Annotated in this window: 14 protein-coding genes; 11 read left to right on the top strand and 3 right to left on the bottom strand. The window is 56.4% G+C overall.

The window, feature by feature from the left end; translation table 11 throughout:
• Positions 1-8 precede the first annotated feature (8 nt).
• Entirely contained in the window at positions 9-551 is a 543-nt protein-coding gene (gene hpt / locus E1297_RS21375; RefSeq protein ID WP_155142049.1) for a hypoxanthine phosphoribosyltransferase, read from the bottom strand.
• Positions 552-625: 74 nt separating this feature from the next.
• On the opposite strand from hpt, the gene E1297_RS21370 reads away from it, so the two are divergent.
• Together E1297_RS21370 and E1297_RS21365 are read left to right on the top strand one after the other, a co-directional pair.
• On the top strand, positions 626-1072 hold the full coding sequence (locus tag E1297_RS21370; RefSeq protein WP_155142047.1) for a type II toxin-antitoxin system RatA family toxin: 447 nt from the start codon (positions 626-628) through the stop codon (positions 1070-1072).
• A 38-nt stretch (positions 1073-1110) separates the two neighbouring features.
• The gene (locus tag E1297_RS21365; RefSeq protein ID WP_155142044.1) at positions 1111-2406 is read left to right on the top strand and encodes an MmgE/PrpD family protein; all 1296 of its coding nucleotides are present in this window, start codon (positions 1111-1113) and stop codon (positions 2404-2406) included.
• On the opposite strand, the gene pyrC is transcribed toward E1297_RS21365, so the two are convergent.
• Positions 2403-3440, bottom strand: a complete 1038-nt coding sequence (gene pyrC / locus E1297_RS21360) for a dihydroorotase (protein ID WP_155142042.1) — start codon at positions 3438-3440, stop codon at positions 2403-2405. The genes E1297_RS21365 and pyrC overlap by 4 nt on opposite strands.
• Positions 3441-3628: 188 nt before the next feature.
• On the opposite strand from pyrC, the gene E1297_RS21355 reads away from it, so the two are divergent.
• Entirely contained in the window at positions 3629-4537 is a 909-nt protein-coding gene (locus E1297_RS21355; protein WP_155142040.1) for a MoxR family ATPase, read from the top strand.
• Positions 4538-4594: 57 nt separating this feature from the next.
• Positions 4595-5851, top strand: coding sequence for a VWA domain-containing protein (locus E1297_RS21350; protein WP_155142038.1), 1257 nt, complete (start codon positions 4595-4597; stop codon positions 5849-5851).
• A 4-nt stretch (positions 5852-5855) separates the two neighbouring features.
• Here the strand turns inward: E1297_RS21350 and E1297_RS21345 are convergent, their stop codons facing one another.
• Positions 5856-6356, bottom strand: a complete 501-nt coding sequence (locus E1297_RS21345; RefSeq protein WP_155142036.1) for a hypothetical protein — start codon at positions 6354-6356, stop codon at positions 5856-5858.
• A 194-nt stretch (positions 6357-6550) separates the two neighbouring features.
• On the opposite strand from E1297_RS21345, the gene E1297_RS21340 reads away from it, so the two are divergent.
• From E1297_RS21340 to E1297_RS21310, 7 genes are all read left to right on the top strand, one after another.
• A complete protein-coding gene (locus E1297_RS21340) occupies positions 6551-7102 on the top strand; it encodes a YeeE/YedE thiosulfate transporter family protein (RefSeq protein ID WP_368669636.1) in 552 nt (183 codons plus the stop codon).
• 3 nt (positions 7103-7105) lie between these two features.
• Entirely contained in the window at positions 7106-7696 is a 591-nt protein-coding gene (locus tag E1297_RS21335; protein ID WP_155142034.1) for a YeeE/YedE thiosulfate transporter family protein, read from the top strand.
• A 135-nt stretch (positions 7697-7831) separates the two neighbouring features.
• Positions 7832-8800 carry an XdhC family protein gene (locus E1297_RS21330; protein WP_155142033.1) on the top strand — a complete coding sequence of 323 codons (969 nt, stop codon included), beginning with the start codon at positions 7832-7834 and terminating at the stop codon, positions 8798-8800.
• Positions 8797-9798, top strand: a complete 1002-nt coding sequence (locus E1297_RS21325) for a molybdopterin-binding protein (RefSeq protein WP_155142031.1) — start codon at positions 8797-8799, stop codon at positions 9796-9798. The genes E1297_RS21330 and E1297_RS21325 overlap by 4 nt, the downstream gene beginning before the upstream one ends.
• Before the next feature lie 153 nt (positions 9799-9951).
• Positions 9952-10437 (top strand): (2Fe-2S)-binding protein, encoded by a 486-nt coding sequence (locus tag E1297_RS21320; protein WP_155142029.1) that lies wholly within the window; start codon positions 9952-9954, stop codon positions 10435-10437.
• Between the two features lie 79 nt (positions 10438-10516).
• Positions 10517-12877 carry a xanthine dehydrogenase family protein molybdopterin-binding subunit gene (locus tag E1297_RS21315; RefSeq protein WP_155142027.1) on the top strand — a complete coding sequence of 787 codons (2361 nt, stop codon included), beginning with the start codon at positions 10517-10519 and terminating at the stop codon, positions 12875-12877.
• 96 nt (positions 12878-12973) lie between these two features.
• Entirely contained in the window at positions 12974-13765 is a 792-nt protein-coding gene (locus E1297_RS21310; protein WP_155142025.1) for a xanthine dehydrogenase family protein subunit M, read from the top strand.
• The last annotated feature ends 39 nt before the right edge of the window (positions 13766-13804 follow it).

Raw genomic sequence — 13804 nt, 5'->3', positions numbered from 1 at the left:
TGGCAAAATCAGTCCTCGACGAACCTGACTTTGCCAATAAACGGCAGGTTTCGGTTTCTTTGAGCATAGTCGATCCCATAACCCACGACAAATTCATCAGGGATCTCAAACCCGATCCAGTCAGAGCGGAAATCAACCTCGCGGCGGCTTGGCTTATCCAGCAGGGCAATCGATTTCAACCGCGTGGGCTTGCGGCTTTTTAGCAACTTGGTGACGTGATTCAGAGTATGGCCGGTATCTACGATGTCTTCGACCACCAGCACGTCTCGCCCTTCAATGGCACCACGTAAGTCTTTGAGAATGCGCACTTCCCGGCTACTTTCCATCGAGTCGCCATAAGATGACGCCTCAAGGAAATCCACCTCGATAGGCAGATCGAGTTCGCGCACCAGATCAGCGATAAATACAAAGCTTCCGCGCAAAAGGCCGACAACAACCAGCTTGTCTGTGTTACCAAACTCTTCGGTGATTTTGCGGCAAAGCTCTTCTATTCGGGCGGCAATCGCCTTGGCCGAGATCATCTCATCTATCACATATGCGCGTTGGCTCATCGCTGCCCCCTTGATCTTTGGCGCGCAACATACGACATGACGCGCCATTGTCACCTGCAAATACCTGATACGCCATGCCAGTACATTCGGAAACTCGCCACCTGCAATACACCGCGCAGCAGATGTATGATCTGGTTGCGGACGTGGCCAAGTATCCCGAATTTCTGCCCTGGTGCGCAGCCGCCAGAATCCGACGCACCTATGCGGTTGATGAGGCCAAGGTGCTTGAGGCTGATCTGGTCATCTCGTTCAAAGTGTTTCGCGAGCGCTTTGGCAGCAGAGTTACGCTGTTTCCGGAGCAAAAGAAAATCGACACGGAATATCTGGATGGCCCGTTCAAATACATGAAATCCGACTGGCATTTTGAGGACGCGCCGGATGGCGGTTGCAATGTGTTCTTCCATGTGGATTTCGAGTTCAAGAATGCGGTTTTGCAGGGTATTATCGGGGTCGTTTTCAACGAGGCCATGAACCGGATTGTTCGCGCGTTTGAACAACGCGCTGCTGACCTGTACGGCTGAGGCTTTACCCCGGCTACGCGCGCGCTAGACTGCGCCGCATGACTGATCTGACCACTGCATTTGCCGAGTTTGCGACGGGGCCTGTTTCGACAACGCTCCAGACCCGCATTGTCACTTCTTTGTCCGCGCTGGATTGGCTGGCCGTGGGAAGGGCGGGGGCCGAAGAACCGGTTTCGCGGATCATCCGGGAAATGGTTCTGGCTGAAGGCGGCGCAGAACAGGCCAGAATCTTCGGCGGTGGAGCGGCTCCTTTGCGGGCTGCGGCTCTGGCGAACGGAACCATTTCGCATGCGCTGGATTATGACGACACCCATTTCGCGCATATCGGTCATCCATCTGTTGCGGTGTTTCCGGCTACTCTGGCTGTTGCCACGTGGGAAGATAAACCAATCGTAGATCTGCTCGAGGCAGCACTTGTCGGGATGGAGCTGTCTATTCGCCTTGGGCTATGGCTGGGCCGGGATCATTATCAGGCCGGGTTTCACCAGACCGCCACGGCAGGTGCTTTTGGTGCAACGGCAGCTGCAGGGCGTGTCTTGGGCTTCAATTCCTCGCAAATGCGACAGGCTTTGGGGCTGACTGCTACACGTGCGGCCGGCCTAAAGGCGCAGTTTGGAACGATGGGTAAACCCTACAATGCCGGTCTTGCTTCATCCGCAGGCGTAGAAACGGCATTGCTGATTCACCGGGGTTTTGAGCCGAACGAGGGTGCGCTGGAGGGGCAATACGGCTTTGGTGCGACTCATAAAGGCGCTGATGACCAGTCAGCCGCTCTCGATGGGATCGGGGATGAATGGTTGTTTGAAAGTGTCAGCCATAAGTTTCATGCTTGTTGCCACGGCCTTCACGCAGCGCTGGAGGCGGCGCGTGATCTGGACATAGCCGAGCCCGAAGTGGCCGAGATCAAGGTCAAGACTCATCCGCGTTGGATGAGTGTTTGCAACCAGTTGTCGCCAACAACAGGTCTGGGGGCCAAGTTCTCGTACCGTACGGTGATCGCGATGCTCGCAATCGGGTATGATACTGCCTTGCCAGAAAACTTTTCGGATAAAACATGCGCCGACCCACGTTTGCGTTCCCTGCGGGATCGGATCACGGTCGAAGCTGATGACGGGCTGTCTGAAACGCAGGCCCATCTGTCATTGCTGCGTCGTGACGGTATTCGTAGGGAGGCTACGCATGACTTGCTGGCGCCGATGTCACTGTCAGATCGCGAGGATCGGGTGCGCGAAAAAGCGTCGAAGCTGATTGGCGGCGAAGAGGCCGACGCGATCTGGTCAATGCTGCGCACCGGAGGGCGCGCAGCAGAACTGTCTGACAGGCTAGAGGGTTAGACCACGCGCCAGTGCAGAGGGAAGCCGGGATCGAATACCGTCACCGGGCCATCACCGCTTTCGATTTTTGAGGGATACTCAACGGGTTCACCTTTGGTCAGGGTGATGCTTCCCTCGTTCACAGGCAGACGGTAAAATGCGGGACCGTTCAGCGAGGTGAAGCCTTCCAGCTTGTCCAGCGCGTCAGCCCGGTCGAACATTTCTGCCACCAGTGACATCGTGTTTGTTGCCGTAAAGCAGCCGGCGCAGCCACAGGCCATTTCCTTGTTCGCATCGGTGTGCGGCGCACTGTCAGTGCCAAGGAAGAACCTCGCATCGCCTGAGGTCGCCGCAGCCAGCAATGCCAGCCGGTGCTCTTCCCGTTTGGCAACAGGCAGGCAGTAGTAGTGCGGTTTGATGCCGCCCACCAGAATGTGGTTGCGGTTGATGATCAGGTGATGCGCAGTGATTGTGGCACCCAGATCAGTCTCATTCGCCTTGACGTAGTCGACGCCATTTGAGGTGGTGATGTGTTCCATTACCACACGCAACCCGGGGGTCGATTTTCGGATCGGATCAAGCACACGGTCGATGAACACTGCTTCGCGATCGAAGATGTCGATTTCTGGATCGGTCACCTCACCATGAACGCAAAGGGGCAGACCGATTTCGGCCATCTTCTCGAGTACGGGACGAACCTTGTCGAAATCGCGAACACCCGAGGCCGAGTTGGTTGTGGCGCCCGCAGGGTAGAGCTTGACCGCCTTCACCAATCCGCTGGCATGTGCTGCGGCGACATCTTCTGCGTCAGAATCCTCGGTCAGATACAACGTCATCAACGGTTCGAACGTCATGTCGTCAGGTAGCACAGCCATAATGCGGTCGCGGTAAGCAGCGGCCTGATCCCCGGTCACGACCGGGGGCACAAGGTTTGGCATGATGATGGCGCGGCCAAAGTGGCGGGCGGTTTCGGGCAGGACGGCCTGCAGCATGGCGCCATCGCGCAGATGCAGATGCCAGTCGTCGGGGCGGCGGATCGTGAGGGTATCGGTCATGCACCTTCCGCTAGCACAGCCGCCGGGGGCATTAAAGGCAAACCAATGCCCTGGCGCTCAAATGATTGGCGGCTTGGTGCGACTGAAGTACTTGCCAATCCACCATCGCGCCGTAAGTCCTTTGGGGAACACGGTCTTGACGCACAGGCGCTGGCATGACCTGTTGTGCGAGGAGGAGAGACAAGGTCATGACGCAGGCGAATTCTATTGATGCGGTTCAGAACATGCTTGGCGAACAGGGCTATGTGTGCGGGCGATCGCTGGCGACGGTGGTTTTCTTGTCTCTGAAACTGGGGCGCCCCTTGTTTCTTGAGGGTGAAGCGGGTGTTGGAAAGACCGAGATTGCCAAAGCGCTGGCTGCCGGGCTGAACCGACGACTGATCCGGTTGCAGTGCTATGAAGGGCTGGATGCATCCTCGGCTGTCTACGAATGGAACTTTCCGGCGCAAATGGTGGCTATTCGAACTGCCGAGGCATCAGGTGGTGCAGATCGCGGATCGTTACAGTCAGAGTTGTTCTCGGACGAATACCTGATCGAACGTCCGTTGTTGCAGGCCATGCGGCCGGATGAAAATGGTGCACCTGTCCTGCTGATTGACGAACTGGATCGCACGGACGAGCCGTTCGAGGCATTTCTACTAGAAGCTTTGAGTGATTTTCAGGTGACGATCCCCGAGTTGGGAACGGTACAGGCACCCGAGCCACCTATCGTCATCGTTACCTCGAACCGTACACGCGAAGTGCACGACGCCCTGAAACGCCGTTGCCTGTATCATTGGGTCGACTATCCGGATTTTGATCGCGAGATCGAAATCCTGCATGCACGTGCACCGGAGGCTGCCGAGACGCTCAGCCGAGAGGTGGTCGCCTTTGTGCAGCGGTTGCGTACAGAAGACCTGTTCAAGAAGCCCGGTGTGGCCGAGACCATCGATTGGGCGAAATGCCTACTGGCGCTTGATGTCATCAATCTAAGCCCCGAGGTCATCGGTGACACGCTGGGCGCGATCCTGAAATATCAGGACGACATTCAAAAGCTGCAAGGATCTGAAGCCAAGCGTATTCTGGATCAGGCGAAAGCTTCGCTGGAACCAGCATGATGCTTCATCTTTATTCAGAAGCTGATGGGGTTGGCGGCGGAGCCTCCATAAGGTCTGATGGCTGAACAGCTCCCACTGGATATCCCCTCCGATCCCAAGCTGGCGCAGAATATCACCCATTTTGCGCGGGCATTGCGAAAGGCGGGACTGCCGATCGGAACAGGAAGGGTTGTCGATGCAATCCGCGCCGTCGAGGCAGCAGGTTTCACCAAGAAACAGGATTTCTACTGGACGCTGCACGCCTGTTTTGTGAACCGCCCCGAACATCGAACTGTTTTTGCGCAGGTGTTTCGCCTGTACTGGCGTGACCCTCGATATCTGGAGCATATGATGTCGATGATGCTGCCAGCCATTCGGGGTGTTCAGGAAGAACGCACGGCGGATGCCGGAGAAAAGCGGGCGGCTGAGGCTTTGCTGGATGGGGTGGATCGCGATCTTCCTGATATCGCTGAACAAGAGGGTGAAACAGAAATCGAGATTGATGCGACGCAAACCGCGTCTAGTGAAGAACGCTTGCGCAATCTGGATTTCGAACAAATGAGTACAGAAGAGGTGGCTCAGGCCAAACGTATTCTGTCGCGTCTCAACCTGCCGGTAAAACCTATTAACTCGCGTCGCGGACAGGCCAGTCATCTGGGGCATCGAATTGATCGTGCCCGAACACTCCGTTCGGCAATGCGTCAGGGGGGCGAGCTGCGGGATATAGCCCGTCTGCAGCCCAAACCTCGCTGGCCCAATCTGGTTGCCTTGTGCGATATCTCAGGGTCAATGAGCCAGTACAGCAGGATCATCCTGCATTTCCTCCATACGGTTTCAAATGCCAAAGGGGCGGGTTGGGCCAAGGTGCACGCTTTTACCTTTGGAACGCGTCTGACCAACATTACCCGTCATCTGCATCAAAGGGATGTCGACGCTGCACTAAGTGCCGCTGGTGCAGAAGCACAGGATTGGGAGGGGGGCACACGGATCGGGGATTGCCTGCATCAATTCAATCGCGACTGGTCGCGCCGTGTCATGGGGCAGGGCGCAGTTGTTCTGCTGATCACTGATGGCTTGGAACGTGGCGCACCGGAGGAACTGGAAAAAGAGATTGAGCGGCTACATCTGTCGTCACGCCGACTGATCTGGCTCAATCCTTTGCTCAGATGGGATGGATTTGCGCCCAAAGCTCAGGGGATCATGACGATGCTGCCACATGTCGACAGCTTCCGTGCAGGTCATTCCATCGCCTCTCTCGAGGATCTGGCGAACGTCATCTCAAAGCCTGATGATGAGGGAGAGAAAGCGCGACTGCTGGCCGCGCTTTCTGCCTGATGGATTACCCAAGCTGCTTTTCGTTGCACTCGCGCGCCATTTCCATGGCTTTGTAAGTGCCGGTTAGATCAACAGTAAACGCGAATTCCTTTTCGGGAAACACGACCATGACTTTCTGTTTTGCAATGTCATCAGCGAATTGAGGATCGTCTGACAAGACATATCCACCCGAATAACCCTTGGTGATGTTGCCTTTCATGCCAGTAGCTTCGCCAACATAGATATTGTCGCCCAGCAGAATGGCCACGGCCTCTTTTTCACCGCGCTTGATATCGGTTTTGGCCTTGGTGAAGACACCGACATAGCCAACGCTGCGATCTTCGGTCAGACCCATCTGAACCACGTTTTCAGCGTCATCAACGGCTTCGATCAAGCAGGATTTCTTTTCGTTATCGACGAAGACCTTCCAGCCTTCGACCTCACCATAGCGTACAAATGTATCAGCCCAAGCGGCAGTCGATGCCAAAAGACCAATTGCCGTTCCCAGTGTAAGAATGCGTTTCAACTCTTTGTCTCCATTTTAAAATTCTTGGTGGTGTAACGAGGGCGGAAGTCACCCTGTACAAGCGCAAGCTAGTGTTTGCGTAAGTCACAATCAATGCTCAGAACATTTGAATGCGACTTGATTTATATCATTCACAAAGTGGAATGTATTATGTATTCCGTATTTAGAATGTAATAGCGCGAAGGAATCAAACCGTGCCACTCAACTGGAAACTAGGCGGCGTTCTGCTGGGCCTTGTCTTTTTTATGGCGGTCCTGCTGGTCAAGCCAATTGGTGTGTCAACGCAGTTCGTCATTCTCGACGGCATCGTGGCTGACGCCGTAAACCCGAGCCTCGTGACCGCAACGGACCAGGGATACACTTCGACAAATGCCTATCTGGCCAAATCTGATGGCAAGTATGCCAAGGCTGTCTCAAACCCGTTGAACTATTCCTTCGTGTTTGTGGTGGCCATGATGCTGGGTGGGTTTTTGTCTGCAATGCTTCGTGGCGGCATTGAAGCTTCCGATCGCAGCATTCCAGCGCTTTGGAGGGCTAACTTCGGCGACTGCGCAAAGAAGCGATACGCAGCAGCTTTTCTTGGTGGTTTTATCGTCCTGTATGGTGCGCGGTTGGCAGGCGGGTGCACCTCAGGCCACATGATGTCCGGCATGATGCAGACAGCTGTCAGCGGCTACATATTTGCTGCCGGTGCCTTTGCCGCTGCGATCCCCGTATCTCTGATCATGTTCAAAAAGGAGGCCTGATCCATGACCTCGATTCTACTTGCTTTGGTGATTGGTGCAGCCTTCGGCGCAGTGCTTGATCGTGTAGGTGCATCCAACCCTACAATCATCAACCGGATGCTGAATCTAACGAACATCAACCTTGCGAAGTCTATCTTGCTGGCCATCGGAACGGGTTCCATCCTTATGTTTGGTGGACAAATGCTCGGGCTGGTCGATGTGGGGCACATGTCTGTGAAAACAGCCTATGTAGGCGTGTTTATCGGTGGCCTCTTGCTGGGCGCAGGCTGGGCCGTTTCCGGATATTGCCCGGGGACTGGTGTGGTTGCTGCAGCGTCAGGGCGCAAAGATGCACTGTTCTTTATCGCCGGAGGATTGCTGGGGGCTGCTGCGTACATGATGACCTACCCGGCCTGGAAAGCGTCTGGCCTGCTCGACAAGATCGCAGGTGGCAAAGTGACCTTGGGGACGGTCTCGGGTTCTGGATACGAGGGTCTGACATCATTGCCCGGCGATATCGTTGGCATCGTGATGGGATTGGCCTTCGTCGCGATCGCGTTTGCTCTGCCAGAAAGGCTTATTGGACAGACGGTACAAGCGCAACCTGCTGAATAAACCCAACGAAACATGCGAGGCGCAGTGAGATGGACACGCCCTCGCATCGCGGCCCGGCGTCCCGTGATACTGCCGGGCCGCTTTTCATTGCGCCAAACCTACCTATGTTGGTCCATGAAATTCCCGGAGGTTTTCATGGATCGATTCGACAACAGCCCCGAGACAGCGTTGGATTGGTATCGCAATGGGAGTGGTGCCGCGTTGGCCACGGTCGTTCAGACCTGGGGCAGTGCGCCACGTCGTGTGGGATCGCAGCTGGTGATCAGTGGCGACGGCCGCATCGAAGGTTCTGTTTCGGGCGGTTGTGTCGAAGGCGCAGTTATTGTCGAAGCACTGGAGGCTATCGAAGAGGGCGAGGCGCGTCTGCTCGAATTCGGGGTCAGTGACGAAGACGCCTTTGCGGTCGGTTTGGCCTGTGGTGGAACGATCCGGGTGTTGGTTGAACCTGTGGGGTCAGTCCTTCCCGAACCGATGTTGGCCGAACTGGTTGCAGCACGCGCTCGGCGCGAGCCGTTGGCGTACGAGGTCAACGTGGAGACCGGGCAACGCGCATTGCGCCGAAATGCATATGCCGACCGACTGCGCATGGACCGGTCTGGTTTTGAAGAGGATGGTCAGACATTTGTGGCCGTTCACAACCCGCCATTGCGTCTGATCGTAGTGGGTGCTGTTCACATCGCGCAGGCCCTTGTACCAATGGCCCGGATAGCCGGATATGATCCGGCGATCGTGGACCCACGCGAGACATTTGCATCCAGTTCGAGATTTCCGGGCGAGACGATCCTGACAGATTGGCCGGATGAAGCGGTCGCCAAACTGGGGCTGGACACGCGCACTGCAGTGGTTTTGCTGACCCACGATCCCAAGCTTGATGATCCGGCGTTGGAGGCCGCTCTTGAGGCAAACGTTTTCTACATTGGGGCGCTGGGTTCGACACGCACACATGCCAAGCGTGTTGAGCGTATGAAGGAATCTGGCTTCACGGTTGAACAGATTGACCGGATTCATGGTCCAATTGGCTTGGATATTGGCGCAGCGGGGCCATCGGAAATCGCGGTGGCTATTCTTGCACAAATGACAGCCGTGCTTCGGGGTAAAGCATGAAGTTTGGTCCGGTACCGGTTTCTGAGGCTGCAGGCGCAATTCTTGCACATTCCGTCAAAGCCGGAGACCAAAAGCTCCGCAAAGGGCTTGAACTGACAAACCAGCATATCAGCATGTTGGAGCAGGCAGGCCATTCTGAGGTCATCGTCGCGAGGCTGGAGCCAGGTGATTGCCACGAAGATGAAGCAGCCCGAATGCTTGCTGCTGCATTGGCACCGGAACCAGCACAGGTGAACCTTCGCGTGACAGAGCCGTTTACCGGTCGTGTGAACCTTTTGGCCGATGGACCGGGGGTTGTTGTACTGAATACCGCTGCACTGCAACGATTCAATCTGGTTAACCCGATGATCACCGTTGCTACTGTTCCGCAGTATCAACAAATGGGTGCGGGGGGGATGGTCGCGACAATCAAGGTCATTTCCTATGCTGTACCCGGTTCAGACGTCATGCATGCTGCGCGTTTGGCTCAGGATTCGATCCGTTTGGCAGCGCCCGTTCACAGAACAGCAGGCCTGATCGTCACCGACATTCCGGGTGGACCACCCAACGAAAAGGGCATCGCTGCGATACGGGGGCGGGTAGAGGCCCTGGGTATGGACCTCAGCGATATCAAGATTGTTCCGCACCGTGTTGATGAATTGGCCGCTGCTGTATCTGACCTGCAGGGCGATGTCGCAATGATCCTGACTGGATCCGCAACGTCGGATGAGAACGATGTCGCACCAAGCGCGGTGAGGGTAGCCGGAGGGTTCGTAGACCGATTTGGGATGCCGGTCGATCCCGGCAATCTTTTGTTCATAGGGGCGCTGGAAAACAAACCGGTCATCGGTCTGCCGGGCTGTGCGCGATCACCGGCGCTGAATGGGGCTGATTGGGTGCTGTCCCGGGTCGCCTGCGGTATTGCGACCACAGGCGAAGACATCGCTGGCATGGGAGTCGGCGGTTTGCTCAAGGAAATTCCCACCAGACCTCAGCCGAGGGCTGGCAAAGGAAAGTGACGTAGCGGCAGATTTGACCGCTGCGACTGCCACTATAGCTGGTGGAGATCATGAGACTGAAATGCCTCAAAAAACGGCAAATATTTTTGTTCTCAAACAAATTTTCCCGTGTTTAACTCGACGTGAGGAAAAAATACCAAATGGGAGGAGCTTATGACACAGGTCTCAATGACCGTGAACGGAAAGTCCGTGAGCGGTGATGTCGAGGGCCGGACTTTGCTGTCCAGCTTTCTACGTGAACACCTGTCGCTGACCGGAACACATGTCGGATGCGATACTGCACAATGCGGCGCATGCGTGGTGCATGTGAATGGCGAGGCGGTAAAATCCTGCAACATGCTGGCGCTTGAAGCAGACGGCGCGGATGTGGGCACGATTGAAGGGCAGGCCAACGCGGATGGTTCGCTGAATGTGATCCAACAAGCGTTTCAGGATCATCATGGTTTGCAATGCGGTTTTTGCACACCGGGAATGGTGATGAGCGCAGCGGCCCTGCTGAAAGAGAATCCGCGCCCGACAGAATCCGAAATACGTAAGTATCTGGAGGGCAATCTGTGTCGCTGTACCGGATACCACAACATCGTCAAAGCGATCATGGCCGCATCCGGTCAGGACGTCAGCAGCATCGCTGCGGAATGATGCCGCTGCGGGCGTGAGGAGGACGCCCGTGGGATGACATAGGGTGCACCAGCATCCGTTTATGGGAGGAGAACAAGCAATGCCCAAAGACAGTGGCATCGGAGCCAGTTCCAAGCGGCGCGAAGACGTACGCTTTCTGACCGGAGCGGGCAATTATACCGACGACATCAACGTACATGGCCAGGCCTATGTACATTTCCTACGGTCCGACATCGCGCATGGACGGATCAAAAGTATCGACACGTCTGCAGCTGAAGGCATGCCGGGCGTGGTCAAGGTTTTCACTGGCAAGGATTTCGAAGGTGTGGGCGGGATGCCCTGCGGTTGGGAAGTGACCGACAAGCACGGCGCGCCGATGCAGGAGCCGCCGCACCCCATTTTGGCACAGGGCAAGGTGCGCCATGTGGGCGACCCGATTGCGGCCGTTGTGGCCGACAGTCTTGAACAGGCCCGTGACGCGGCCGAGGCGATTGATCTTGATATCGAAGAACTGCCGGCAGTTATGAACATGAAAGCAGCCGCGCAAGATGGCGCGACGCTGGTTCACGACGATCTAAAGAACAACATCTGCTATGACTGGCAGTTGGGCGAGACCGACGACGCCAAGGTCGATGAGGTCTTTGCCAACGCGGCGCACGTGACGACGCTGGATTTGGTGAACAACCGCCTGGTCGCCAACCCGATGGAGCCGCGCGTGGCGGTGGGCGAGTACAAGCGCGGGACGGATGAGTATACTCTCTATACCACCTCGCAAAACCCGCATGTGATCCGACTGCTGATGTGCGCCTTTGTTCTAGGCCTGCCCGAGCACAAGGTCCGCGTGGTGGCCCCGGATGTGGGCGGCGGCTTTGGCACCAAGATCTTCCACTATGCGGAAGAGGCGTTTTGTACCTTTGCCGCCAAAGCCTGTGGCCGCCCGGTCAAATGGACGTCCAGCCGGTCCGAGGCGTTCATGTCGGATGCCCATGGCCGTGACCATGTCAGCAAGATCGAACTGGCGCTGGATGCAGATAACAACTTCATCGGTCTGCGGACTAACACCTATGCCAATTTGGGCGCGTATCTGTCGACCTTCTCCAGTTCGGTTCCGACTTGGCTGCATGGCACGCTGATGGCGGGCAACTACAAAACACCGGTCATTCAGGTGAATGTGAAGGCGATGTTCACCAACACGGTACCGGTGGACGCCTATCGTGGCGCTGGCCGTCCCGAAGCGACTTATCAGCTGGAACGTGTCGTCGATAAAGCAGCACGAGAGTTGGGCGTCGATCCGATTGCCCTACGCCGTCAGAACTTTGTCACCCAGTTCCCCTATGACACGCCGGTTGCGCTGACCTATGACACCGGGGACTACAACGGCACGATGGACAAGCTTGAGGCTGCTGCCGATCTGGCTGGATTCGCCGCACGCCGCTCTGCCAGTGAGGCCAACGGCAAGCTGCGTGGCCTTGGCATCAACTGCTATATCGAAGCCTGCGGCATCGCGCCTTCAAATATCGTCGGTATGCTAGGGGCCCGCGCGGGTCTTTACGATGCCGCGACTGTTCGGGTGAACGCCACCGGATCGATCAGTGTCATGGTCGGTGCACACAGCCACGGTCAGGGGCATGAGACCGCCTTCCCGCAAGTTGTGGCAGACATGATCGGTATCGACGAGTCGATGGTCGAGATCGTTCATGGTGATACTTCCAAGATCCCATTTGGTATGGGCACATACGGTTCGCGCTCGCTGGCCGTCTGTGGCTCGGCCATGGTCAAGGCGACCGAAAAGGTGATCGAGAAGGCCAAGAAGATCGCGGCCCACCTGTTGGAGGCTTCCGAGGCGGATATCGAACTCAAGGATGGCCAGTTCAGCGTCGCAGGCACCGACAAGTCGGTGGCCTGGGGCGATGTGACCCTGACGGCTTATGTCCCGCACAACTACCCGCTGGAGGTTGAACCCGGGCTGGAGGAGACCGCGTTTTACGATCCGGCGAACTTTACCTTCCCGGCAGGCGCCTACGCCTGTGAGGTCGAGGTTGACCCCGAGACCGGTCAGGTGACCATCGAGGCCTTCACTGCCGCCGATGACTTTGGCAACATCATCAATCCGATGATTGTTGACGGTCAGGTCCATGGCGGTATCGGTCAGGGCATCGGACAGGCGCTTCTTGAAAACTGTGCCTACGATGAAAACGGTCAGCTGCTGAGCGCATCCTTCATGGACTATGCAATGCCGCGTGCCGATGATCTGCCGTTTTACGAGGTTGATCATTCCAGCCAGACCCCATGCACCCACAATCCGCTGGGCGTGAAAGGGTGTGGTGAGGCAGGAGCCATCGGTTCCCCGCCGGCAGTGGTCAATGCTGTTATCGATGCGTTGAACTCGGGTGGAAAGGCTGTCGATCACATCGATATGCCTGTCAGCCCATCGCGTGTCTGGGCAGCAATGAACAGTTGAATGGAGAGGGTGGGCTGGGGGCCTGCCTCCCGGACCTCCGAAGTATCTATAGCCAGATGAAGAACGGAGCTGCGTTCTTCGGAAAGGAAAAGCGAAATGTATAGTTTCGAGTTCGAAAAACCCTCGACCATCGCGGACGCCGTTGCCGCGCTTGGGGCCGAGGATGCTCAGGCATTGGGAGGTGGGCAGACACTCATCCCAACGTTGAAGCAAAGATTAGCCGCACCAACGACTTTGGTCAGCCTAAGCAGTATCCCCGAGATGCAGGGTGTTTGCGTCGAAGATGACGGCTCACTTGCTATTGGCGGGGCAACGACACATGCAACAGTCGCTGCAGAGACAGCAGACAAATATGCGGCGCTGTCCGATCTTGCCGGTCATATCGGTGATCCCGCCGTACGTAATCGGGGCACTATTGGCGGCTCACTTGCCAACAACGACCCGGCGGCCTGCTATCCGGCTGCGGCGTTGGGGTCGGGTGCAACGATCATCACGAACAACCGCAGTGTGTCAGCAGATGATTTCTTTCAGGGCATGTTCACAACTGCTCTGGATGAAGGTGAGATCATCACGACCGTCCACTTCCCGATTCCGCAAGCAGCGAGCTATCAGAAGTTCCTGCAACCGGCGTCCCGATTTGCACTAGTTGGTGTTTTCCTCGCTCGATTTGCCGATGGGGTACGTGTAGCGGTGACTGGTGCCAGCGAAGATGGCGTGTTCCGCTGGTCAGAAGCAGAAGAGGCGTTGAACAAAGAGTTTCGACCTGATGCGCTGATGGATCTGAAGATCAATCCGATGAACATGATCGGGGATTTGCATGGCAGCAAGGAATACCGTGCGCATCTTGTTGGCGTCATGACCAAACGTGCTGTTGAAGCCTGCATCTGAACGGTTGAACAAATCGATCCAAAGCCCCGGAGTTTTCTT

This window comes from Roseibium sp. RKSG952, assembly GCF_009711355.1.
This window is presented reverse-complemented; position numbering and strand designations above follow the sequence as displayed.